At 46.4% G+C, this 23,843-nt stretch carries 25 protein-coding genes and 1 tRNA gene; 9 read left to right on the forward strand and 17 right to left on the reverse strand.

The genetic code is table 11. The features are described from left to right. Positions 1–69: 69 nt before the first annotated feature. Together QZZ22_RS04530 and QZZ22_RS04535 are read right to left on the reverse strand one after the other, a co-directional pair. Positions 70–288 (reverse strand): DUF2180 family protein, encoded by a 219-nt coding sequence (locus tag QZZ22_RS04530; RefSeq protein WP_292463048.1) that lies wholly within the window; start codon positions 286–288, stop codon positions 70–72. A gap of 8 nt (positions 289–296) precedes the next feature. After that, positions 297–536 (reverse strand): DUF2180 family protein, encoded by a 240-nt coding sequence (locus tag QZZ22_RS04535; RefSeq protein ID WP_292463049.1) that lies wholly within the window; start codon positions 534–536, stop codon positions 297–299. A gap of 396 nt (positions 537–932) precedes the next feature. Between QZZ22_RS04535 and mer the strand changes: the two genes are divergently transcribed. Genes mer through QZZ22_RS04550 form a run of 3 tightly spaced genes read left to right on the forward strand, consistent with a single transcriptional unit; the run spans position 933 to position 3,494 of the window. Continuing rightward, positions 933–1,919: a 5,10-methylenetetrahydromethanopterin reductase gene (gene mer / locus QZZ22_RS04540; RefSeq protein ID WP_292463050.1), complete on the forward strand. Its 987-nt coding sequence runs from the start codon at positions 933–935 to the stop codon at positions 1,917–1,919. Positions 1,920–1,936: 17 nt separating this feature from the next. After that, positions 1,937–2,965 carry a F420H2 dehydrogenase subunit FpoF gene (gene fpoF / locus QZZ22_RS04545; RefSeq protein ID WP_292463052.1) on the forward strand — a complete coding sequence of 343 codons (1,029 nt, stop codon included), beginning with the start codon at positions 1,937–1,939 and terminating at the stop codon, positions 2,963–2,965. A gap of 10 nt (positions 2,966–2,975) precedes the next feature. Beyond that, the gene (locus tag QZZ22_RS04550) at positions 2,976–3,494 is read left to right on the forward strand and encodes a nicotinamide-nucleotide adenylyltransferase (RefSeq protein WP_292463054.1); all 519 of its coding nucleotides are present in this window, start codon (positions 2,976–2,978) and stop codon (positions 3,492–3,494) included. 62 nt (positions 3,495–3,556) lie between these two features. Here the strand turns inward: QZZ22_RS04550 and QZZ22_RS04555 are convergent, their stop codons facing one another. The 5 genes from QZZ22_RS04555 to QZZ22_RS04575 all read right to left on the reverse strand — a co-directional run bounded on the left by QZZ22_RS04555 (position 3,557) and on the right by QZZ22_RS04575 (position 7,605). Continuing rightward, positions 3,557–4,087, reverse strand: coding sequence for a (2Fe-2S)-binding protein (locus tag QZZ22_RS04555; protein WP_292463056.1), 531 nt, complete (start codon positions 4,085–4,087; stop codon positions 3,557–3,559). Between the two features lie 38 nt (positions 4,088–4,125). Next, on the reverse strand, positions 4,126–5,157 hold the full coding sequence (arsM, locus tag QZZ22_RS04560) for an arsenite methyltransferase (RefSeq protein ID WP_292463057.1): 1,032 nt from the start codon (positions 5,155–5,157) through the stop codon (positions 4,126–4,128). Positions 5,158–5,258: 101 nt separating this feature from the next. Beyond that, a complete protein-coding gene (locus QZZ22_RS04565; RefSeq protein WP_292463059.1) occupies positions 5,259–6,047 on the reverse strand; it encodes a PhzF family phenazine biosynthesis protein in 789 nt (262 codons plus the stop codon). Positions 6,048–6,050: 3 nt separating this feature from the next. After that, the gene (gene cysS, locus QZZ22_RS04570; protein ID WP_292463060.1) at positions 6,051–7,487 is read right to left on the reverse strand and encodes a cysteine--tRNA ligase; all 1,437 of its coding nucleotides are present in this window, start codon (positions 7,485–7,487) and stop codon (positions 6,051–6,053) included. A 42-nt stretch (positions 7,488–7,529) separates the two neighbouring features. Continuing rightward, positions 7,530–7,605: transfer RNA gene (locus tag QZZ22_RS04575), tRNA-Cys, on the reverse strand. A 126-nt stretch (positions 7,606–7,731) separates the two neighbouring features. On the opposite strand from QZZ22_RS04575, the gene QZZ22_RS04580 reads away from it, so the two are divergent. The 4 genes from QZZ22_RS04580 to QZZ22_RS04595 all read left to right on the forward strand — a co-directional run bounded on the left by QZZ22_RS04580 (position 7,732) and on the right by QZZ22_RS04595 (position 12,901). After that, complete coding sequence (locus QZZ22_RS04580; protein WP_292463061.1) at positions 7,732–8,028, forward strand: hypothetical protein; 297 nt, start codon at positions 7,732–7,734, stop codon at positions 8,026–8,028. 280 nt (positions 8,029–8,308) lie between these two features. Continuing rightward, positions 8,309–10,546, forward strand: a complete 2,238-nt coding sequence (locus tag QZZ22_RS04585) for a LytS/YhcK type 5TM receptor domain-containing protein (RefSeq protein WP_292463062.1) — start codon at positions 8,309–8,311, stop codon at positions 10,544–10,546. Beyond that, positions 10,533–10,982, forward strand: coding sequence for a response regulator (locus QZZ22_RS04590; protein WP_292463063.1), 450 nt, complete (start codon positions 10,533–10,535; stop codon positions 10,980–10,982). Before QZZ22_RS04585 ends, QZZ22_RS04590 begins: the two co-directional genes overlap by 14 nt. Further along, on the forward strand, positions 10,979–12,901 hold the full coding sequence (locus QZZ22_RS04595; RefSeq protein WP_292463064.1) for a PAS domain-containing protein: 1,923 nt from the start codon (positions 10,979–10,981) through the stop codon (positions 12,899–12,901). The genes QZZ22_RS04590 and QZZ22_RS04595 overlap by 4 nt, the downstream gene beginning before the upstream one ends. Before the next feature lie 51 nt (positions 12,902–12,952). Here QZZ22_RS04595 and QZZ22_RS04600 read toward each other — a convergent pair whose 3' ends face one another. The 10 genes from QZZ22_RS04600 to QZZ22_RS04645 form a co-directional block, all read right to left on the reverse strand. Next, the gene (locus tag QZZ22_RS04600) at positions 12,953–13,501 is read right to left on the reverse strand and encodes an adenylate kinase family protein (protein WP_292463065.1); all 549 of its coding nucleotides are present in this window, start codon (positions 13,499–13,501) and stop codon (positions 12,953–12,955) included. Positions 13,502–13,525: 24 nt separating this feature from the next. Continuing rightward, the gene (locus QZZ22_RS04605; protein ID WP_292463066.1) at positions 13,526–14,113 is read right to left on the reverse strand and encodes an aminodeoxychorismate/anthranilate synthase component II; all 588 of its coding nucleotides are present in this window, start codon (positions 14,111–14,113) and stop codon (positions 13,526–13,528) included. Continuing rightward, entirely contained in the window at positions 14,113–15,684 is a 1,572-nt protein-coding gene (trpE, locus tag QZZ22_RS04610) for an anthranilate synthase component I (RefSeq protein ID WP_292463067.1), read from the reverse strand. Before trpE ends, QZZ22_RS04605 begins: the two co-directional genes overlap by 1 nt. Then, positions 15,677–16,366, reverse strand: coding sequence for a phosphoribosylanthranilate isomerase (locus QZZ22_RS04615; RefSeq protein ID WP_292463068.1), 690 nt, complete (start codon positions 16,364–16,366; stop codon positions 15,677–15,679). Before QZZ22_RS04615 ends, trpE begins: the two co-directional genes overlap by 8 nt. Then, on the reverse strand, positions 16,320–17,381 hold the full coding sequence (gene trpD / locus QZZ22_RS04620) for an anthranilate phosphoribosyltransferase (protein ID WP_292463069.1): 1,062 nt from the start codon (positions 17,379–17,381) through the stop codon (positions 16,320–16,322). Before trpD ends, QZZ22_RS04615 begins: the two co-directional genes overlap by 47 nt. A gap of 184 nt (positions 17,382–17,565) precedes the next feature. Beyond that, positions 17,566–17,871, reverse strand: coding sequence for a FeoC-like transcriptional regulator (locus QZZ22_RS04625; RefSeq protein ID WP_292463071.1), 306 nt, complete (start codon positions 17,869–17,871; stop codon positions 17,566–17,568). Beyond that, positions 17,868–18,329, reverse strand: coding sequence for a hypothetical protein (locus tag QZZ22_RS04630; RefSeq protein ID WP_292463072.1), 462 nt, complete (start codon positions 18,327–18,329; stop codon positions 17,868–17,870). Before QZZ22_RS04630 ends, QZZ22_RS04625 begins: the two co-directional genes overlap by 4 nt. Before the next feature lie 38 nt (positions 18,330–18,367). Beyond that, positions 18,368–20,389 (reverse strand): ferrous iron transport protein B, encoded by a 2,022-nt coding sequence (gene feoB, locus QZZ22_RS04635; RefSeq protein ID WP_292463073.1) that lies wholly within the window; start codon positions 20,387–20,389, stop codon positions 18,368–18,370. A 32-nt stretch (positions 20,390–20,421) separates the two neighbouring features. After that, complete coding sequence (locus QZZ22_RS04640) at positions 20,422–20,658, reverse strand: ferrous iron transport protein A (RefSeq protein WP_015053965.1); 237 nt, start codon at positions 20,656–20,658, stop codon at positions 20,422–20,424. Between the two features lie 267 nt (positions 20,659–20,925). Then, the gene (locus QZZ22_RS04645; protein ID WP_292463074.1) at positions 20,926–22,419 is read right to left on the reverse strand and encodes a cobyric acid synthase; all 1,494 of its coding nucleotides are present in this window, start codon (positions 22,417–22,419) and stop codon (positions 20,926–20,928) included. Positions 22,420–22,568: 149 nt separating this feature from the next. On the opposite strand from QZZ22_RS04645, the gene cbiT reads away from it, so the two are divergent. Beyond that, the gene (cbiT, locus tag QZZ22_RS04650; RefSeq protein WP_292463075.1) at positions 22,569–23,141 is read left to right on the forward strand and encodes a precorrin-6Y C5,15-methyltransferase (decarboxylating) subunit CbiT; all 573 of its coding nucleotides are present in this window, start codon (positions 22,569–22,571) and stop codon (positions 23,139–23,141) included. Between the two features lie 79 nt (positions 23,142–23,220). After that, entirely contained in the window at positions 23,221–23,832 is a 612-nt protein-coding gene (locus tag QZZ22_RS04655) for a cobalt-factor II C(20)-methyltransferase (RefSeq protein ID WP_292463076.1), read from the forward strand. Positions 23,833–23,843: the final 11 nt, after the last annotated feature.

Raw genomic sequence — 23,843 nt, forward strand, 5'->3', positions numbered from 1 at the left:
GATTTTTATCTCCACACATATTTCTATCTCCGCACATATCTCTATCTCCTTTGTATTAGTAATGAACGTTCAGTCAAAACCCTCTTCTATTGTATGACCCAGGCAGTAACTGCACATGAGCCGGGGAAGTCCTTTGGGAAGCCTTTGAACATGAGGTGGTTTTCCAATTGATACCGGCAATTCAAGTTCCTTTGCATGGTCCACGCAGAGGCCTTTACCGCAGACTATGCAGACACAAGCAGCTTCAATGTCCTTTTCCGCATCCATGCAATCATAACATTTCATCATGATATCACCTAATAGTTCTCTTTCAGGGCTTCATGGCAAGGTATGCATAGTATTTTCTTAATATGCTGTACATCCTCGTACTTACATTCTACTCCCATTCCGCACTTCAGCTTAATGCTGTATTCTCCTTCCAATACAGGAGAATCTTCCCTTACCAGATGTTGTTTACATACTCCTCGCCCGCAAACTATGCAGATGGCCACAGTATCGCTGGTTTTCCCATTTTTGGAACACTCATAACATTTCATGCTAACACTTCTTACTGATTATAATCACGCATACTTACTACCATTTTCAAGGACAGGTCCATATAAAAGGCCTGAATGCTATTAATGTCTCTTTCTGATGTGATGGCTTCCCGAACCTCCACCTCCCTATTTATCTTAGCTGGCAAATCATCTGGAACTTCCTCAATATATCTGTATCGGTGATGTTGTTTTGCAACTCTGGACAATACTGGAGTATTGTTTTTTATGGATTCTTTTCTATATTTTTAGGACTAGTACTTCTGTGATATCAATGTGCTGTTGCTCCGTAGTTTACCAATGTTCCCTGTGACATCCTTCTTTGATGGCGAATCAAACCAACAAAGTTTTAAATATGTATAGCCACCTGAATAACAACACTTTTACAGGAGGATTCAAATGACATTTGGAATAGAGTTTGTACCGAGCGACCCGGTTCTCAAGATCGCTCATTATGCAAAGCTTGCTGAAACACAGGGATTTGACAATGTATGGATCACTGACCACTACAACAACCGTGATGTGTACTCCACTTTAGCTGTTCTTGCAATGAACACCAACAGCATCAAGCTGGGTACCGGTGTGACCAATCCGTACACAAGGAACGCTGCTGTAACAGCATCAAGCATCGCTTCAATCAACGAGATATCAGGTGGCCGTGCAATTCTTGGTCTCGGTCCTGGAGACAAGGCAACTTTTGATGCCATGGGAATCTCATGGGACAAGCCACTGACAATGACAAAGGAAAGCATCTCCGCTATCCGCGCTTTCTTCACAGGGAAGAAGGTAAACCAGGATGGCGAAATGGTCAAGATCAGCGGTGCAAAGATGGCATTCAAGGCTGGCAGCATTCCTATATATATGGGTGCACAGGGCCCAAAAATGCTCGAACTTGCCGGAGAAGTTGCTGATGGTGTACTGATCAATGCATCCCACCCAAAAGACTTTGAAGTAGCTGTGCAACAGATCGCATCAGGTGCAAAGAAAGCAGGACGCGACCCCAAGGAAGTAGATGTTGCAGCATATGCATGCTTCTCAATCGATGAGAAACCTGAGAAGGCAGTCAACGCAGCAAAGGTCGTTGTCGCATTCATAGTTGCAGGTTCACCTGACATGGTGCTTGAGCGCCACGGCATTGATGTAGCAGCAAAGGCAGACATTGGTGCTGCAATTGCAAAGGGCGATTTCGGCTCACTCATGGGCGGAATGGTCACTACCGAAATGATTGATGCGTTCTCTATCTGTGGAACTCCGGCTGACTGTAAGGCAAGGATCAATGACCTGCTTGACATCGGTGTGACACAGATAGTTGCCGGTTCCCCAATCGGACCTGACAAAGAGAAGGCTATCAAGCTCATCGGTAAAGAAATAATCGGGAAAAAATAACACGTCGGAGGCAATTAATGGCCCATCCCAAAATATTAGAGGTCATTGAACACGACGTCTGCACAGCTTGCGGGGCATGCGCATCGGTCTGCCCCGCCGGTGCTATCATCGTGGAAAAAAGGGCGGAGATCCGTGACCCTGATAATTTAGAACTGTACGTCAAAGGTGCAGCGCCTGGTGTATGTGAGGGATGTCTTACATGCGCAAGGATATGCCCTGTCATTGACGGATTTATGGAAGATGAATTTGCAAACGTAAGGTCATTCTTCGGAGCAAAGAGCAATATAAAAGGCCAGGACGGCGGTGTAACTTCCACTCTTGCAAAAGCTTTGCTTGAGAGTGGTGAGGTTGAATGTATCGTTGGTATCGCCAGCGATGACGGGTGGAATACAGAACTGATCCTGATGACAAAGCCCGAAGATGTTGACAGGACAACAGGTACAAAATATACCTATGACTCTGTGCTGTCAGCTCTGAAAGAACCATTCGAGAAGTACGACCGGATAGCTGTTATAGGCGTTCCCTGCCAGGTACATGCAGCTCGTCTGATATCTGAGAACGTAAATGACAAAATAGTTGTTATTATTGGCCTGCTGTGCATGGAAAGTTTCTACCATGATGTCATGAAGGAAAAGATACTTCCGGAAATCATGGGGCTTAAAGCGGAAGATGTCGTCAAGATGGACTTCGGCAAAGGTCAGTTCTGGAACTATACAAAAGACGGCGAGGCACACAGTGTGAAGATCGCACAGGTTGCTCCGCATGCAAGGAACCCATGCCATCACTGCTGTGACTATACATCATACTTCGCTGATATCTCAGTAGGTTCTGTAGGTACTCCTGACGGATGGAACAGTGTGCTTATACGCACTGATGTCGGTGAGAAGTATTTCGATATGATCAGGGACAAGGTAGAGATAATGGAAGACCCCAAGCCCGGACTGGATCTTATCAAGAAACTTACCACGATGAAACACGACAATAATAAGAAGCACTACCTGGAAGTATGTGAAGAGTTCACATTCGATGAATGTGGTATTCACTGATGGTTGTCAAATGCACATGAGAAGAGCGTTCTATATAGGACGCTTCCAACCATTTCATCTTGGGCACTATTCCGTTATTACCAGTATAGCCCGGGATGTGGACGAACTGGTTATCGGCATTGGTAGTGCACAGAAGAGCCATGAACCTAAGAACCCTTTTACTGCCGGTGAGCGCGTGATGATGATCCGGCATGCTCTTAAAGATACTGATATCACTCACTATGCTATTCCCATCGAGGACCTGCAGAGAAATGCCGTATGGGTCTCGCATATAACTTCTATGACACCGCCCTTTGATCTTGTCTATTCCAACAATCCTCTTGTCATAAGGCTCTTTGAGGAAGCAGGGATAGAAGTGCTCCAGCCGCCCATGTATCACAGGGATGGTTATTCCGGAAGGGAGATACGCAGGAGGATCATCGCTGATGAGGAGTGGAAGCACTTGGTGCCCCCGGCTGTAATCGATATTATCGAAGATCTCGATGGTGTTGAGAGACTAAAGCAGGTTTCAAAGACGGATATCGATTGATACTCATCGGGGAAAACTTACTGGACCCCTCATGAAAGGATTCACCTGATTGAAGCAAGTGGTCAGTGTCCTTCAAGGTCCTTTGCTTTTTTAATGATCTCATTGAATACGGGGCTACAGCACTTGCCAGTAGGGTTCTTTATTTTACACTGGCTCTTTACACCCGGATCATAATATTTCCTTATGGCATTTAGATCTGTAATTTTCTGTTCCCTTACAGCTCGCATGACCTCTTCTTGCGTTATCTTGCTGCAGTAACATGCATATCTGGGATTGGCATCATCCTTGAACCATAAAGGTACAGTAATGTCCGTTTTCCAAAAAATAATGCCTGTCTTGACATTGTAGTAGGCTATGTCGCACTTTTCATTCATGCACAGGTAGTAATCCTCTTGGCCTGCTTTCTCTTCCATTTCCTTTTTGAGTAGATGCCTCACTGTGATATTCTCGACATACCTTCCTTTTGTCTTGCAGAGGGGACATGGAGCACTCGCATTTGAAGTATCCTGTATTTCCCCGCTGCAACAGTTTGGTGTTAATGGAATCTGTTTAAGGGTTATTCCCTTCCCGGTGCCACAACAGCTGTTTGTCATAAATACCTCAATTTGATACGATTTTTACTTGCAGATGCTTATTTCTTCCTCAATTCAAGCTTCAGGCTTTCCAGCGGATATCCCGAGTACTGCCTTTTACTGATGTCCTTATCCGCATCTATTATCCTGATAGTGAAACCTGCCTCCCTTATGATCCTGAGATAATCCTCTTTCAGCAAGGCTCCGCCCACGCAGGCACATATGAGCTTCTCGTCGCTCCTCTCTTCGGGTGTCAGGTCCTTCAGGAGAACTATATCTGACAGATACATCCTCCCATTTTCTTTCAATACTCTGTGGGCTTCCCTGAAGACCCGGGACTTGTCGGGTGCAAGGTTGATGACACAATTGCTCATGACTACATCCACGGAGCTTGATTCAACAGGTAGTTCCTCGATATCTCCTTGTCTGAACTCCACATTGTCAAACTCATACTTTTCAGCATTCTCTCTGGCTTTTGCAAGCATCTCTGCGGTCATATCCACACCGATGACCTTTCCGGTCTTCCCAACTTTCCTTGCGGCCAGGAAACTGTCAAAACCGGCACCTGAACCCAGGTCAAGCACGACTTCGCCTTCGTGTATGCCCCCGAGTGATGTGGGATTCCCGCATCCCAGGCCCAGGTTTGCATCCGAAAAAGAACTGATGTCCTCATTCGAATATCCAATCGAACCTGCTATCTCCTCTCCGCTAAGGTCATCGCAGCAGCCGCATCCCTGCACCATGCCCAGTGCTATCTTGCCGTACTTTTTCTTTACGACGTGTTTCTTCGTATCTGCATCCATCACGCTTCCGGGACAGCATGAATCTACTTTCTCTATCCCGCATTTCTCAAGTGTTTCTTTCATCATCTCATCCTTTATACTGTAAATTACGTATCTGCCATCCTTCTCATAGCGCAGGATACCTGCTTCCAGAAGTATCTTCAGATGCCGTGATATAGTTGTCTGGTCCTTCCCCGCGATCTCTGAAAAATCACAGGCACAGTGGTCATGTTTTAGCAGGCATCCGACAATCGTTAATCTGGTCCTGTCTCCCAACGCTTTGAAGAATCTGGCTTTTTCTTCGGTCATTATCCATGTATATTTGTACATACGTACATATATCTAACGACAAAATCTCATTTTTGAATAACCATTGAAAGCACTTGTTAGCAAGTACCCGCTCAAGCATTTCAGACGAAAATTTTTCCTTCAAGCACCGTTACAGCTTTTCCGGAAAGCAGCACTCTGCCCCCTTTGACCTGCACTTTCAGGAATCCTTCCCTGTCGGATGCCTGATGAGCGTAAAATGTGTCCCTGCCAAGTTTTTTCATCCAGTAGGGTCCCAGGCAGCAGTGCGCTGACCCTGTGGCCGGATCTTCAGGAATGCCTATTGCAGGTGCAAACATCCTGGAAACAAAATCATAATCCCCACTTTCAGATGCAGATGTGACAATAACGCCTCTGGAGGTAGTTTTTGCAAGAACTGACATATCTGGTTTAATCGACCTGACAATGTCCCCCGACTCAACTTCTATCAAGTAATCGAAAACGTTCCTGCCAACATAGACTGGTTCAACACCCAGTGCCTCAATAAGCCCTTCAGGTGCACCAGCTTCATTTTCCATAAGTGCCGGGAAATCAAGTTCTATCCATTCTTCCCTGAGCGTCGCTGTGAGTATTCCACTTTTGGTAAAGAACCTTGCCGTCTCATCCCTCCCAATATATTCCCTTTCCCATAACACATGAGCACTTGCCAGGGTCGCATGTCCGCACAGGTCAACCTCCGCACCCGGCGCGAACCACCGCAGGTTATAGCCCTCCTCTATCCGGTACAAAAAAGCAGTTTCTGGCAGTAACATCTCCATGGCAATATCCTGCATCCATTTCTCATCCGCAGGCTCCTCAAGTATGCACACTCCAGCAGGATTCCCTGAGAAAGCCCGGTCTGTAAAGGCATCGACCTGGTATATCCTGACCATATTTTAGGCCCGCCTCCACCTGACGCCTTCCTTCCCATCCTCGATGACGATGCCCTTCTCCTTCAGCTCATCCCTTATAGTATCGGCCCTTTTCCAGTCCTTAGCCATGCGGGCTTCTTCGCGCTTCAGTATCATAGCATCTATCTGCTCATCTGAAAATCCTCCTGTTTTTCCTTCAGGTGCGCCGCTGATGTCTTTTCCGAAAACTCCAAGCACTTCGTCTATCTCAGAGAAGAAACCAAGGACTGCTTCCAGGGCAGGTCTGCCAGGACTGCTCCCGGATATGATGGCATTTACCTTGCGGGAGAAAATGAAAAGATTTGCCAGCGCTTCCCGTGTATTGAAATCCTCATCCATTGATATGGTGAACTGATCCCTCGCCTTACTGATCTCGTCTGAAAGGCCGGAATCAGTGTCTCCTCCGGGTGTGTTCTCAATAGCGTATCTTACATTGATGATCGTGTTTGCTATTCTTTCGTAAGCCCGGCCTGCCTCTTCGAGATGGGTCCTGCTGAAATCGATGGTGTTGCGGTAGTGGGTATTGAGTATGAAGAACCTGATGACCTCAGGCGGGAATTCCTCAAGCACCTGCTTTATGGTAAAGAAATTACCCACAGACTTTGACATCTTCTCCTTATCAATAGTAAGAAAACCGTTGTGCAGCCAGTACTTACTGAAGGGATGCTTGCCGGTGCAGCCCTCTGACTGGTGTATCTCCGCCTCATGGTGCGGGAATATGAGGTCCGCCCCGCCTCCATGGATATCCAGCTGCTCTGAGCCGTATTTCATGGACATGGCCGAGCATTCGATGTGCCACCCCGGCCTTCCCCTGCCCCAGGGACTGTCCCAGCCCGGCTCGCTTTCTGCAGAGGATTTCCAGAGCACGAAGTCAAGTGGATACTTCTTATCTTTTTCCACATCGATACGGGCACCGGAACCCTCCATCAGACCCTCCTCTGTCTGGTGGCTCAATATCCCTATCTTTTTCTTGGACATTGTGAGATCGTAATAGACGTTGCCTTCGGGCGTAGGATAAGCAAGCTCCCTGAGTATCAGCAATTTAATGGCGTCTACTATCTCTGTGATATGCCCTGTTACCGTGGGTTGCACGTCTGGCTTTTTTACCCCCAGGCTTGTCATGTCCTCAATAAAGGAGCGGGTAAACCTCGCTGAAAGATAGAAAGGGTCTTCGCCTGTTTCTTTTGCCCTGTTTATTATCTTGTCATCCACGTCCGTTACGTTTGATATGTAACGGACATCGTAGCCGCGATAGGATAAGTAGCGCCTGATAACATCAAAGGATATGTAGCTCCTGGCATGTCCCAGATGGCAGTGGTCGTACACCGTGGGGCCACATACGTACATATTTACTTTTTTTCCGTGGAGAGGGACAAACTCTTCCATCTCTCTGGTAAGTGTATTATAGACTCTCAATGCCATCAGTAAAGCCTCATCGGTGTTAAGCGGATCCTTAGAAAATTATGGTGCCGAGGGGAAGATTCGAACTCCCGGAAAACCGCTCTGCAGGCGGTCACATTGGCCACTCTGTCACCTCGGCGCCCTGTTATCCAGCTTCTATTGTGAACTTATGTTTGCGGGTTGCCTTATTTAGTTTTTGCTTGTCCGCACCACAAAATATATCCAGGTTAGTTTCAATATCTTTTGAAATACAGGGTGTAGAACTATGAGGGTCATATCCGTTGAACAGGTACTGCCATGCATAGCAGACCCATGGAAGCTCAGGGTCATAGCGCAGCTGGATGAATGCCCGGACCTTCCAATGCTTGCGAAGTACCTACAGGGGCGCTATAGTGAGGGGCTCGGTGTCGTTATGGCGAAGAGCGGGTACAGGGAGATTACATTCTATAGCGATGGCAGGGTGGCCGTGCGCATGGTGGATACCACGGAAGAAGCTGAAAAGTTCATCAACAGCATGCTTGCAATGGCCTGCACCAAAGCACTCATTCTGGAAGGTCTGTAGTTTCTAACTGTCTTACAAATACGCACTTTTTTATTGTAGCATCATGAAGCAACTGGATAAGATTAATGTCAAATTTTATATGCGATGACTCATATTATCTATAATTAGTATATTAATTTAGAAAGTGATGCATGTATTATTGTTCTGGCAATTATGATCGTTGTTTCCGGTAACCTTCCAAGGGATATGTTCAGCAACCTTATGTAAGGCAAACGTCGGGAGGAGTGAAGAAAAATGTATGCGCTATCTGTGAACTATCAGGATGTCAGGGGAGATTCATGTGAACCATGAACCTCTGGCAGGCATAATCAGCAATGCTGCGCTGCTTCTTGCACTCTGGGTGATATATGAAGCGACTTTTCTCAATATCAGCATAAGCCCGCGTTTGAAAAAAATGCTTGTCGGGATCATCATTGGATTTATATGCATCGCACTGATGGTGAACCCATGGGAGCTGTTTCCCGGACTGTTCTTTGACACGCGCTCGATTCTCCTGGGTATCACCGGCCTATTCTTTGGCCTTGTACCGACAATAATAGCCATGTCTATTGCCGCAATTTTCCGGCTGTATCAGGGAGGCACCGGAGCCTTAATGGGAGTTTCAGTCATAATCACATCGTCGATGCTGGGCCTTTTTTGGAACCGCTATCATGAAAGACTTAAACACATTTTGGGGAAATTCGAACTATATGCTTTTGGTCTTACTATCCACATTACAATGCTTCTATGTACTTTCATACTTCCGTGGCAGCTCGCAATTGACACCCTTAACAGGATAATTCTTCCGGTCTTAGTTGTTTACCCTCTGGTGACAGTGCTGCTTGGAAACATGATGAACTATCAGATCGACCGGGAGAACTCCCGGCAGGCACTCAGGGAAAGCGAGGAGATATTCGGATTGTTCATGGACAATTTCCCTGGATACGCCTACATCAAAGATGAAAACGGAAGGCATTTGTTCTGCAATAAGAAATTGGGGGAAAGGGTCGGGTTGGAAATACCTCATATATTGGGAAAATCCAATGAAGACCTGTTCCCTTCTGATGTAGCGAAGCAATTCTCCGTCAATGACCAGTTGGTGCTGCAAAACAAGGGTACTCTGGTTGTTGAGGAAGAAATAACCCAGGACGATAGCATACAGACATTTCTTTCCTATAAATTCGTTATCAGCAGAAAATATGGTTCGTCTTATCTGGGCGGTATCTCTCTTGATATAACTGACAGGAAACGGGCAGATGAAAAGCTAAAAATGTATAACCAGCGCCTGAGCATCTTTCACAGGATAGATACGGGTATCATCAGTGCCCATTCCTCCCGGGAGATCGCATGCACTGTTCTGAAATGCATGCGTCGTATAATTGCATGCTCAAATGTGCATTTGATGCTGTTAGAAAATAATGCAACAGAAGCTTATGTATTTGCAAGTGATGGTGATATGGATGCAACTTTTCCCGAAGGTATGCGCTTTAGGCTTTTCCAGCAAAAGCAGTTGAGTGAACTGCGTTCAGGATACATTATCTCATTTGACGACATGCTTGCATTCGAAGATGTATTCTCTTCCATATCAGGTCACATATCGCAAGAATGTTTTAATTCAGGTATCAGTGCACCGCTCATACTCGAGGGTGAGCTCATGGGTGTCCTGAATCTGCTGGCGGAAGATGACGACTTTTTCAATGATGAGCATCTGGAGATTGTCCGGGAGATAGCAGCTCAGCTTGCGGTTGCTATTCAGCAGGCCCGTCTGAACGAGCAGATAAAGCGCCACAGCTGCGATCTGGAAGAAAGTGTCAGGCAGCGAACATTCCAGCTTGAGACTGCAAACAAGGAACTTGAAGCCTTTGCATATTCCGTATCCCATGACCTTCGTTCACCTCTTCGTGCCATTGACGGCTTTTCCAGGATAATATTGGAAGATTATGCGGACAAATTGGACGAGGAAGGCAACAGGCTGCTGAGTGTCGTCAGGGATAACGCGCAAAAAATGGATAAACTTATTACGGACCTTCTCTCTCTTTCACGTGTCAGCAGAAATGATATGAACCTGATAACTATAGATATGGCCGGTATGGCTGGATCTGTCTTCAGGGAGCTTACTTCACCGGAAATAGAAGCCAGATTCAATGTCAGTATAAGTCAGATGCCGGAGGGCTGTGGAGATCCTGTCCTGATGAAGCAGGTCTGGAGCAATCTCATTGCAAATGCCATCAAATATACTATGCCCGTGAAAGAGCCTGCGATATCCATTGGAGGCTACAGGGAAAATGGAAGGAACGTTTACTACGTGAAAGATACGGGAGTTGGATTCGACCCTAAATATGTGCATAAGCTCTTCGGTCTTTTCCAGCGCTTGCATACAGAAAAGGAGTTCGAAGGAACAGGTGTGGGACTTGCTATCACGCAGCGCATTGTTCACCGTCATGGAGGAACAGTGTGGGCAGAGGGCAAGGTAAACGAAGGAGCAACATTCTATTTCTCATTACCTGCAAAGGAGGATTACAGTGATGATCGAAGGTGAAGTGGAAATATTACTTGTGGAAGACAATCCCAATGACTCGGAACTGGCCCTGAGGGCGTTGAAGAAGAACAAGATTGCAAACAATGTAGTGGTTGTAACAGATGGTGAACAGGCACTTGATTTTTTCTTTGCGAGAGGGGAATTTTCCGGGCGTGATGCCTCCAATGTACCGAAGATGGTCCTTCTGGACCTGAAGTTGCCAAAGATGGATGGGCTGGAAGTTCTGAAAGTTTTGAAAGATCATGATTCCACAAAGACAATTCCCATAATCATGCTGACATCTTCCAAAGAAGAGAACGATATTGTTGAAAGCTATCGCCTAGGAGTGAACAGTTATATTGTCAAGCCAGTTGACTTTGATAAGTTTGTCGAAGCGGTCCGGGACATAGGTGTATACTGGCTGCTTTTGAACCAGCTGCCCGCAGGCAAGAGATGAAAGGAAAAACCATGGACGAAAATAATCCGCTGCGCATATTGTTCGTTGAGGATATGCCCTCGGACATGGAACTTGCAGAAAGGGAACTTATAAAAAACGGAATTTCTTTCATTTCAATAAGAGTGGAAAAGCAGGACGAATTTAAAAAGAACCTGGGTAGTTTCAATCCAGATCTTATCATTTCGGATTATTCCTTACCATCCTTTGATGGCATGCAGGCACTTAAGCTGTCACTGGAGCATGATGATATTATCCCTTTCATAGTGTTTACCGGCTCCATGAATGAAGAGACTGCTGTAGCCTGTATGAAAGCCGGTGCTACGGATTACATCATCAAAGAACATACAAAAAGACTCCCTTTTGCTGTACGTGAAGCACTTTTAAAGAAGAAGATGCGCCTGTCCAGAGACCGGGCCGAGAAAGAGCTTGCCCAGAAAAAAGAAGAGCTGAACAATTATTTCGACAACGCTCTTGACCTTTTCTGTATAGTCAGCATAGATGGTCACTTTGTACGCCTCAACAAAGCCTGGGAGAGAGTTCTTGGCCTAAGGATGGGAGAGCTGGAAGGGAAGATCATTCTGGATTTTGTTCATCCGGATGACCTGCACACAACATCACATATGTTAACTATCCTGCAGAACGGGCAGGAGATATCCGGTTTCGTCAACCGTTTCAGGTGCATTGACGGGTCATATCGCTGGATAGAATGGGAATCCTCGCCCAAGGATAATATGATCTATGCAGCTGCCCGGGATATCACTGACCGGAAACATGCAGAGGATGCGCTCAAAGAAAGCGAGGAACGGCTCAAGTTGGCCATGGAAGTCTCAGAGCATGGTTTCTGGGATTGGGATATGGATAGCAACAAGGCATACTTCAGTCCGAAGTGGTACACGATCCTGGGTTATGAACCTAATGAACTTGCTATGAACTTTGAAACATGGGCTGGTCTCCTGCATCCTGATGAGCGCGACATTGTGCTCAATTCCCTGCTGGCCCACCTTCGTGCCCTACAGTATTTCAAAATGGACTACCGGATGATGTCTAAGTCCGGTGAGTGGGTATGGGTGACAGGGCGCAGCAGGTCATTCAAAGTGGACGGTAACGGGGTGCCACACAGGGCAGTGGGCACATACGTCGATATAACCAAGCGCAAAAAGGCAGAAGAACAAATGTTGCTGGCAAGGATGGCTGCTGAAGAGGCTAACCGCAGCAAGAGTGAGTTCCTGGCTAACATGAGCCATGAACTGAGAACTCCCTTAAGTGGGGTGATTGGTTTTTCGGATATCTTGCTTGAAGAGTTATCTGAAGGTTTAAGTGAAACGCAAAGAAAATATATCTCTACCATAAATCGAAGTGGCAGCCAGCTCCTGCATATAATCAATAAGATACTGGATATATCCTATATTGATTCAGGCAGGATGTGCATAAGGCTGGACCGCCTGAGCATTCATTCTGCAGTTGAGCATACATATACGTCCCTGAACTCGCTGGCTGTCAGGAAAAGGATCGAACTTCGTAAGGACATAGACTGCTGTCTGACCGAAGTAACTGCAGATGTCGAGAAATTCAAAAGCATCCTTTATAATCTTGTTGAGAACGCTATCAAGTTCACGCCGGATGGTGGGTTGGTAACTATAAAGGCAATACCTTGTGGAGAGTACCTGCAGATATCTGTAAGTGATACTGGCATTGGGATACCTGATAATGAAAGGGAGCGCATATTCGAGCCATTTTTCCAGGTGGACAGTTCCGCATCACGCAGTTATGGCGGTACCGGCTTAGGGCTCATGCTCGTTAAGGAATATGTGAAAATGCATGATGGAACGATTTGGGTAGAGAGCGAGCCTGGCAAAGGCAGTACTTTCACTTTCACTGTTCCGGTAAGGGCACCACTATCAGAAAATCCGGAACTGTAAAACCGGTTTCCTGCAATAGCGGTATCAAAATGATAGTAAAAGAATGAATGCTCAGCCGAAGAACTCCTCACTCCAGTCTACAGAACCCGGTCTGTACCTGTCAGCCAGTTCTTTCTCTTTACCTCTGACAAGTCCATCCAGAATATTTAGTATGTCATTGAACGTTCTTTCCACTGACTGGGATGTAGTATTGATCTCAAAGATATTATCGCACCACTCTGCCGACTCGCAAAGGATTATGTCTAGGGCTTCAGCTTCAAGATTCTCCTCTACTTTTTCAGTGGAATAGTTCCTCTTTTGCAGCCTTTCTCTGAGTACCTCCGGCTTTGTCCTCAGTACAATGACACTGTCAGCCAGATGGTGAGAAAGATGGCTGTCAAGAACAGTAATTTCGTCGGTACTTGCCATTTCCCTGACACGCCGGTCCACAAGGTCCATGTCAGCAACCACGCAATCCCTTTCATTATCAACTTCGCAGTAGAGTTTCTCCTTCTTAATGAGTTCGTTTATATGAATGACACGGTACTGTGTCCTGTTTTCCAGTAACTCTGTAACAGATGTTTTCCCGGTTCCCGGTGTTCCTGTGATCCCTACAAGCATGATACCTAATAAGCCTGTAAAGGCTTAATCCTTACCCATGCCTGCAATTCTCAGGAAGTTGCCGATGATACGCATGCCTTTTTCGGTAAGGATGGATTCCGGGTGGAACTGCACTCCGTAAACAGGGTATTCCTTGTGCTCCACGGCCATGATGATGCCGTCTGAAGTTGTTGCAGTCACTATCAGGCCTTCTGCCAATTCACTTATTGCAAGAGAGTGATACCTTCCAACTTTAAAATTTTCCGGCAGGCCTTCAAATAGTTGTGAACCTTTGTGACTTATATCGGAAGTCTTTCCATGTACCGGTCCACTCTTTGCATGCCCGACAGTCCCTCCGAAAGCAGCATTTATGGCCTGATGACCAAAACAGATTCCCATCATCGGGATTTCTGCCCCGAACTCCCTGATGATGTCCAGGCATGCACCTACATCCGTGGATTTGTGGGGGGTGCCGGGTCCCGGAGATATGACGATAGCATCGGGCTTAATCTGCCTCACCTCATCGACTGAGATCGTATTTGGGACTACCATGGTATCCGGCTCGAAAACGGAAACATAATCCACGAGGTTCCATACAAAAGAATCCTTGTTGTCGATGAATAATACTTTCATTACTTCCCTCCTATGGCTTTTATCATTGCAGCCATCTTTCTCTCGGTTTCCTGGTATTCGTAAGTGGGATCGGAATCGGCAACTATTCCGGCACCGGCCTGCACATGGGCAGTGTTGTTTTTGATCAGCACTGTCCTTATTACGATTGCAAAGTCGGCATCCCCGTTCCAGGAATAATAGCCTACGCCTCCGCCGTAGATTCCTCTTGACTCCGGTTCGAGGGCATCTATTATTTCCATTGCCCTGATCTTTGGAGCGCCTGACAGTGTACCTGCCGGAAAGATGGCACGTGTGGCGGCAAACTGATCGCAGTCATCTCTCATTTCCCCGCTCACCGTACTTTCAATATGTTGCACATGGGAGTACTTGATGACGCTCATCAGATCATCGACCCTGACTGTGCCTCCTTTTGATACCATCCTCACATCATTGCGGCCCAGGTCCACAAGCATTATATGCTCGGCTCTTTCCTTCTCATCATCGAGCATCAGGGCAGCAAGTGTTTTGTCCTCCTCTTCATCACTACCTCTTGGACAAGTTCCTGCTATAGGATTGGTTATGACCTTCCTGTCGTAGACGGTCATAAGAGTCTCAGGGCTTGCACCCACGATACCGATATCTCTAAAATTGAATATATACATATAAGGGCTTGGGTTGATATTCCTTAACCTTATGTACAATTGAAGGGGTGTCTGTCCCATCCTGACCGTGTAGCGTCTGGAGAGCACTATCTGGAAGATATCACCATCGATGATATGTTGTTTTGCCCGAAGGACAGCCTTCTCAAAGGTTCTTTGGTCAGTATCTGGCACTGGCTCTTCCGCGTTCACTTCTCCCAGGATACTGTCACTTATCCCAATTACTGAAGCCATATTAAGTGACCTTTCCATCAGCCGTGAGTCCTCACAGGCGTGCTCGTATACAGCCTCAAGATCACTTTCGCCTGTCACAAAGGGTGAGATAACAATGTATGTTTCACCGGTCATATGGTCAAAAACAAAGGTCTTCGTCATAATGGCAAAATGCATATCCGGTGCATCAGCATCCGGTTTCTTGCCAATCTCCAGCCACGAATCGTACACAAAGTCGTAACTGTTGTATCCGATCGCCCCTCCCAGGAAGGTTTGTCTGTCAAAGCGTTTTTGATTCAGGAGGATAACATCATTGCTTGTAGGGAATACGCTGCGGAAAGCATCCAAGGCATCTTTATCATCTTCTATTTTCACCCTGTACTTGCCCCCGATGAGAGATTCCATCTGGCCCATGCGCTTAACTCTCCTGTATATGTACTGTGAAAGTTCGGAGCTGATCTGGCATTCTATGGTCAGGAACCTGTCCTTTATGGACACCACTATCTCCGGCTCGGAACCCACGAAAGAGTACCTGGCATGCCTTTTTTCCTTCTCGACGGACTCCAGGAGGTACGAATGTCCTGCATTCTGCAGGGTTGCGTATAACTGCAGCGGGGTGCATACGCTTGGCACCTTTGCCATGAGTTGCACTATGGCAGGTTTCTGTGACCCCCTGACAAGGGATATGAACTCTTCCTTATTAAGATCAAAATCAACCATTGATACACCTTGCTTCTCTTATGAACCTGCACACTTTTGCAGGGTCTTTGTTCCCTTCCGTCTCCACTCCCGAGGCTGTATCCACAGCGAATGGCCGGACCTGTTCAACAGCGTCCCGAACGTTTTCCGGCTTCAGTCCGCCGGCAAGTATTATTGGGATATCGGTATTCTCCACTATCTCTCTGCTCACCGACCAGTCATGAGTGATTCCTGTACCGCCGCTCATCCCGTTCTTTCCGGAATCCAGCAGTACACCATCTACCAGGCCTGTCTCACTAAGTGCCTCTATCTGTGCTATCAGGCCTGCGGTCGTCACTTCCCTCGCTCCCGGAGGCACTGTGAATGTCTTGATGATTCTTTGCCGGGTGCCATTAATTCCATTTCGGATGATTTCTATATCCTCCGGCCCCATGTCATTATGGAGCTGAATACTATCCGGGTGGGTTTTTCTTACGAGCTCTAGGGCGTGATCAGTATTGTATGGCATTATTACAAGGACAGACTCAACAAAGAGTGGCACATGCCGGATAAGCCCTGCTGCAGTATCCGGGTCTATCTTCCTGGAGGTCTGCACCGGAACATCGGTGATAAAACCCACTGCATCTGCTCCGCACCTTACAGCCATATCTATGTCTTCAGCACATCGCATACCGCATATCTTCACTTTTGGCATGTGTTTCATTTATTGCCTCACAGGCGTTCTTATCATCGCAGAAATCCATCAGCTTTTCAAGCGCCCTGCCGCTATCTATGATTTCTTCAACCAGTGGGATGGCTTCTTTTATCGAGTCAGCCATGCCTGCCAGGTACAGGGCAGCAGCAGAGTTGATGACAATGATATCTCTCTTGGGGCCCTTTTCTCCATTGAGGATGTAAATTATGTCCCTTGCATTCTCTTTTGGTGTCCCGCCGACAATGTCTGTCGCTTTTGCCCTGTTGATCCCAAGCTCTTCAGGAGTAAGGGTATATGTCTTTATCCTGCCATCCCTGAGTTCGGCCACGCATGTCTCGGCTATGCTGGATATCTCATCCATGCCGTCGCCGTGGACAACCATTGCCCTTTCAACTCCCATTTTCTTCATGACCTCGGCAAAGGTCTTACACAACCTGCTGTCAAAGACTCCTACCAGCTGTGCTTTTGCATTGGCAGGGTTTGTCAGTGGCCCCAGTATGTTGAATACTGTCCTTATACCAAGTTCCTGCCTTATACCTGCAACTCTTTTCATGGATGGATGGAAAACAGGGGCGAACATGAATCCTATACCTGCTTTTTCAATGGTCCGTTTAACTTCCGCAGGGCTCTTGTCCACCTTTATTCCTAACTCCCTGAGTACATCAGCACTTCCCGAGAGTGAAGTAATGGAACGGTTGCCATGCTTTGCCACTGGAATGCCGGCGGCGGCAGTGACAATAGCTGCGGCAGTTGAAACATTGATGGTATTATGCCTGTCAGCCCCCGTCCCGACAATATCAATCAGTGTTCCTTTTACTTCAGGATAGATAAGATTGGCTGCTTTTTTCATCCCGGTGGCAAACCCGGCAATCTCATCTGCAGTCTCACCTTTCACTTTTAAGGCCATTAGCAGGCCTGCGATCTGGGCATCAGTGGACTCTGTGAATATCTTGGTGATAGCATCCTCAGCTTCCTTTATTGTCAGGTCCTGCCCTTCACTTACTTTCTTGATATACGCCTTCATCCAAGCACCTCTAAAAGCATTAATGTATATGTTTGTACAATAATGGATAAAGAGCGCCAATTCTATTTATAACTTATGGCTTTTGAAAACAGGGCAACTACGGAACAAGAGTATTGGAACTAAAGACAGACAGGAAAGAAAAGAATACAAAGGCAGGTTTGATCAAGATCACATGTAGCAGTTTTCAGGACAATTTCCCACAGACGCTTCTGCCTTTTTCCGTTAGCTGGTAATATATTGTGCTCTTCTGTGCGGAAGAGCTAAAGGTTGCTGCGCAGGAGCTCCGGCATCCTGCACATTTTCCTTCACATGTTCCTGCGTTTTGTACAATAGCTTTGAGGTCCCCTCTTTTTTCCATGATGTTGAGCAGGTCCTTGAACTCATCCTGTCTGAGGTTCAGGCGGCTTGCAATCGTTCCCATGGTGATATTCTCTTTTGAATCCATCATTGCAGCTATTCTTTTTAAAAAAAAGTTGTAACCTATTATCATGCTGCCTCCCTGACTACAAGTATCTCGTTGAGTGAGAACCTGTTTTTCCAATACAGTATCCCCATGAATGGAAGTATCCCCAGGTATATTCCCGGCCTGAAGTTCTCCATAGCGCTCCATCCTTCATAATCATCCGGGACAATAAATGAATCCAGGAGATTCCCTCCCATTGTCAGGATATATACTGCCATGAATACAAGCGATAACAGTATTCCCACATAGACAAAGGAAACTCCTGCATTGACACCTTTTGTCATTTCCCTTGACCCGTAGAGGAACACGGTTCCGATTATCACAAGGCATGCTCCTCCAAGAATATCTCCGGAAATGAACAAAACCTCTGCGATCCCTGTATTTATGCTCAGTCCTTCTGCAATGTGAAGTATTCCAAAAACGGAGTACAGGACTCCGGCAAGTAATGCGAACAGGAGTTCTTTGTTTTGATTAGTTTGTTCCATCTGTTTCCCTCTCTCTATTTTCTATCTTTTCCTGATCCTCAAGTAAGGAAACCTGTCCTGCTTCCTACCTGATACAGAGTGAATGCAAAACCCCATGCCAGCCCTGTTCCGTATACAAGCTGGAAAAGTGTCCATTTCCATGACCCTGTCTCTCTTTTTATAACGCCTATACAGGCAAAGCAAGGCACGTAGAGAAGAGTGAACACCATAAGTCCAAGCCCTGTAAGGGGTGTCATTGCTCCGGCTGCCAGAATATTGGACAGGTTCTGTTCGTCCTCTCCGGCGCCGTAGAGCACGCCCATGGATCCTACAACTATCTCCTTGGCAACAATACCAAATACCAGTGCAACAGCTATCCTCCAGTCAAATCCAAGGGGTGCGACTAAAGGCTCTATCAGGTGCCCTAGCGCTCCTACAAGTGAATCGGTGCTGCCGTATATTTCTTCAGATCCGAAAATCCCGCCACTACCGGGTGCAGGAATGGATGCCAGCAGCCATACACCTACAACACCGATGAGTATTATTCCGCCAGCCTTTTTCAGGTATATTTTAGCTCTTTCCCACATGTGGATGAAACTGCCCTTAAGAGTAGGCAGGCGGTAATCGGGAAGTTCCATGATGAAAGGTGCATCTTCTCCCCTGAGGACTGTTGTCCTCATGAGCTTTGCACTTAACACCGCAACCAGTATTCCAAGCGCATAGAGTCCGAAAATTACGATTCCTGCATCTCTCCCGAAGAACGCTCCGGCCAGGAGCACGTAAACAGGTAATCTTGCACCGCAGGATATGAACGGAGCGACAAGTATGGTGATAAGCCTGTCCCGGGGGTCCTCGATGGTTCTTGTTGCCATTATCGCAGGCACATTACAACCGAATCCCATTATCAGGGGAATAAAGGATTTTCCATGAAGCCCTATCCTGCCCATGACCCTGTCCATGATGAATGCCGCTCTTGCCATGTATCCGCTATCTTCCATAAGGGAGAGCATGAAGAAGAGCAGCAGTATGTTCGGAAGGAATATTAGCACGGATCCGATGCCTGCAATGATGCCGTCGCCTACAAGGGAAGCCAGCCACTCTGTGCTGATAACTTCGGCAGTTGCACCTGCAAGCCATCCGAAGAAGATATCAATCATGTTCATGAACGGAGTGGCAAATGTGAATGTTAGTTCAAACGCCGCCCACATCAATGCAAGAAATATGGGGATTCCCAGTAGTTTGTTTGTCACAACGCGGTCAACCATGTCTGAACCACTGAGATGGCATGTGTTGATATCACATACCTGTCTCAGCATGGCCTGGATAGTACTGTACCGCTGGTCTGCGATCTTTGTTTCAAAATTGTCCGCATCCGTCTTCCTGAGTATCTCCCTGATCGGAGTGTATTTCTCACTCTCCTGTGCTTTTTTGATTATATTTTCATCACCCTCAAGTAACTTTATGCTGAACCATCTTGAAGGATAATGTGCAAAGTACTGGTCACTTTTAAGGATCATCTCAAGTTCATGTACCCTGCCCTCTGTCGATTCGTCATAACTTAATGGATCATCATTTGTCCTGGCCTTAGATGCCTCTTCTATAATGGCATCCAGCAGGCTTTCAATACCGGTGCCTTTGCTTGCGATTGTAGGTATCACTGGCACATCCAGGAATTCCTGTATCTTTTCCTCATCGATCCTGTTTCCTTTTGCAAGGGCAAGGTCTTTCATATTGAGTGCAATTACCAGTTTCACACCCAGTTCCATCAACTGGGTCGACAGGTAAAGGTTCCTCTCAAGGTTCGTTGCATCTATGACCTGTACTACAATGTCCGGCTTTTCCTCTATCAGGAAATCGCGCGCAATTATCTCGTCCAGGGAATATGTTGTAAGGCTATATGTTCCGGGAAGGTCTACGATCTCCATCTCAATGTTCTTGTAGGTCCTTTTTCCCATCTTCCTTTCAACGGTCACACCGGGCCAGTTACCAACATGTTGCCTTGAGCCGGTTATCGCATTGAATACGGAGGTTTTCCCAACATTCGGATTCCCCGCAAGAGCTACTGTTATTTTTTTTGTCATTCTGTCACCAACATTGTCTCGCTCCGCTCTATCTATTCGACAGTTTCAACGAGAACCGTCTGTGCTTCTTTTTTCCGAAGAGAGAGGTTGTATCCTTTTATCTTGAATTCCACGGGGTCCCCCAGGGGCGCCCTTCGCATTACTTCTACTTTTGTCCCCGGTGTCAGTCCCATGTCAAGGATTCTTTTTCTTAGGGATCTCTGTCCCGTAAGTTTCAGTATCTTTACAGATGTCTCAGGTTCAATGAGGTCCAGTGTTTTTTCCGGCATTGTGGTTCTCCTATATACATGTCTACTTAATGTAGTTAAACCTACAATCAGTTGTATTGTATATATTGTTTTCTCTTGTCTAGTTTATTTTGTTATGCATACCTCGCGGTTAAGATATTATTCTCAGAAAGATGGCTATTGATTTGGAAAATGTAAAAATGTAGTTGGCTGGCACTCTACAAGCCAAATTCAATAATGAATAAAAAATAGATATAATCTCAAATAAGCAGGCAGCTGTAGGCGATGCTGCCTGCTGGGAAAGGAACTCTAACGCTGGTCTTGTTCTTCTATCATTTCATATATCTTCTTCATGTCAAGACAACTCTCCACAACCCCTGCAAGCTCTTCATAGGCTTCTTCTTCGGTCGTCACAACCTCAGGTATATATTCAACACCTTTTTTCTCTGCAAGGTATATCATGAGGGCATGCCTGACATTCGCGTTCTCGAAAAGGCCGTGAAGATAGGTGCCCACAACAGTACCGCTGTCATCGATGCTGCCATCATTGCCAAAAACAGTTCTGGGAGTCTTTGTAGTACCCATGTGTATCTCGTAACCCCATACCTCCTGGCCTTTAATGTGTTTGAATATGGGTCCTTCGGCAACGACTTCCTTACGAACCTGGGTGGTCATCTTCTTGTATTCTCCAAAGGAAGTTTCCGTATCCAGCAGGCCAAGACCTTCGTAGTCAGCCTCTGCTCCGTTCTCGATGCCTGAGTCGTGTATGGTCCTGCCAAGCATCTGGTACCCGCCACATATGCCGAATATGGGTATCTTGCCTTGCAGGGCGCGTATCCGTACATCCATACCACTTTCCTTCAGGTCCAGCAGGTCGCTCACAGTGTTCTTTGTGCCGGGGATGATTATGCAGTCCGGCTTCCCGAGGTCTTCATCAGGATTGACATACCTGACGCGTGCTATCCTCTCAAGGGGCTCAAAATCAGTGAAGTTGGATATCCTGGGCAGGCGGATGACAGCAATGTCAACATCGTTAATATTTTCCTGCTTTTCCTGGCCTTTCTTCTTCTTGCGTATAGCCATGGAATCCTCAGAAGGTATCTTGAGATTGTAATAGGGCAACACCCCCAGCACAGGCACACCAGTCAGTTCTTCAAGCTGCCGGAGTCCCGGTTCGAGTATGGCAGGATCACCCCTGAATTTGTTAATGACAAATCCCTTGATGTTCCTGCTAATGTCCTCGGGAAGCAGGGCCTTGGTGCCGTATAGGCTTGCAAAGACACCTCCTGACTCAATGTCGCCTACAAGTATGATGGGTGCGCCGGTTATCCTGGCTGTGCCCACATTAACGATGTCGCGGTCATAGAGGTTGATCTCGGCTGCTCCTCCCGCACCTTCCATTACTATGAGCTCATATTCGGATTCCAGTCTTTCAAGCGCCCCGCGGAGGACACCGTGCATTTCCTCAATGGAATCATAATAGTTGCCTGCAGACTTGTCGGCGTATGGCTCGCCCAGTACTATCACCTGGGATGTCCTGTCTCCTTTGGGTTTCAGAAGGACAGGATTCATATCGGCAGTAGGTTCTACACCGGCTGCCTTGGCTTGTATTGCCTGGGCGATACCTATCTCTTTGCCGTCTTTTGTTATCCAGGAGTTCAGGCTCATGTTCTGTGCCTTGAAAGGTGCAACCTTGTATTTTCGGGAAAGGACCTTGCAAAGCCCTGTGACCATAATGCTCTTTCCGACGTCTGATGCAGTACCAAGGACCAATAGTTTCTTTGCTTTTTTACCGTCTGCCATGTAGAACAACCCTTCGGATTTGGAAGTTTTTAAATTAAGATTATTTGGATGTTGAGATAGTCCAACAGTTTTATGAGGGACAACTTATATCTACTTAACTCCGGTTAATCTTAGTAATTAACTCCAGTTTATCTTAGTTAAGGTGGAACATGACTGAACTTTTGCATGTAAGTGGCGGACCTACAAAACCCGAGATAATTGCAATATCCCTATCTAAACTTGATTTAAAAAATGGGGATAGTTTTTTCGATATTGGCTGCGGTACAGGTGCTGTGTCCATCGAAGCCAGCAAGATGGTGCATGATCTGAAGATCCATGCTATCGATGCCAGGAAAGAGGCAATCGAGGTTGCAAGGACTAATTTCAGTTCCTTCAACATAGATAATGTAACTCTCTATTCAGGCGAATCTTCTGATATTCTTAGCAAACAGCCGGTTGGCAGTATTGACTGTGCATTCATCGGCGGTACGAAGAACATCTCCCGGGTGCTTGAGGTCCTTGCAGAGAAAAAGGCAAGGAACATCGTGGTGAATGCCGTCAGGATAGAAACAGTCGTAAATGTAATAAATAAGTTAAAAGAACTTGGCTTATTCGATGAGGTATTACACATTATAGTGTCACGTGGTGCACCGCTGACCGGCGAGACCATGTTCAAGCCTGAGAATCCTGTATACGTCGTTGTAGGCAGGTCAGCCGAAGATAAGCACAACAACAGTTGTTAGTAATACTGTTTAGTAATAATTATAGCCAATTCATAGTGAAATTATGTAAGTACAATCTTAAGTGTATGGTGATCAAAAAATGCTTGTTGGAGTAGGACTTGGACCCGGTGACCCGGAACTTCTGACATTGAAAGCTGTCGAAACACTCAAAAAGAGCTACAAGGTCTACGTTCCCGGCCGCCTTGCAGCAGAACTGGTAGCACCCTATGCGGAAGCCGAGATAATGGACTTCCCCATGCTGACCGATTATAACGTGCTCAATGCAGTCTGGAAGAAGAACGCTGAGATGATAGCTGAGGAGTCCAGAGATAATCTTGTTTCCTTTGGTCTTATCGGTGACCCCAATTTCTTCTCTACTTTCACTCACCTCAAGCGCGTGATGAAGAGGCTGTATCCTGATGTAGAGACCTCAACAATTCCGGGTATCAGCTCGATAACCTCCTTTGCCGCACAGACCGGTGCAGAGGTGGATGCTTCATTTGAGGTAAGTGACGGATCTGACAGCAAGTATAAGATCCGGTTAAAGGCCAGCAGACCTCTTGAGATCATAGATTCCTTCAAAAAGGAAGGTTACAGTAAATTCACTTTTGCAGAACGGCTCTTCAGTCCTGATGAAGTGATTATCGCGGAACAGGAAAATATTCCGGAGAAAGGCAATTATTTCAGCATTATCTTCGCGGAAAAAGAGTGACTCACAGGAGT

Source organism: Methanolobus sp., from assembly GCF_016278365.1.
Taxonomy (GTDB): Archaea; Halobacteriota; Methanosarcinia; order Methanosarcinales; family Methanosarcinaceae; genus Methanolobus.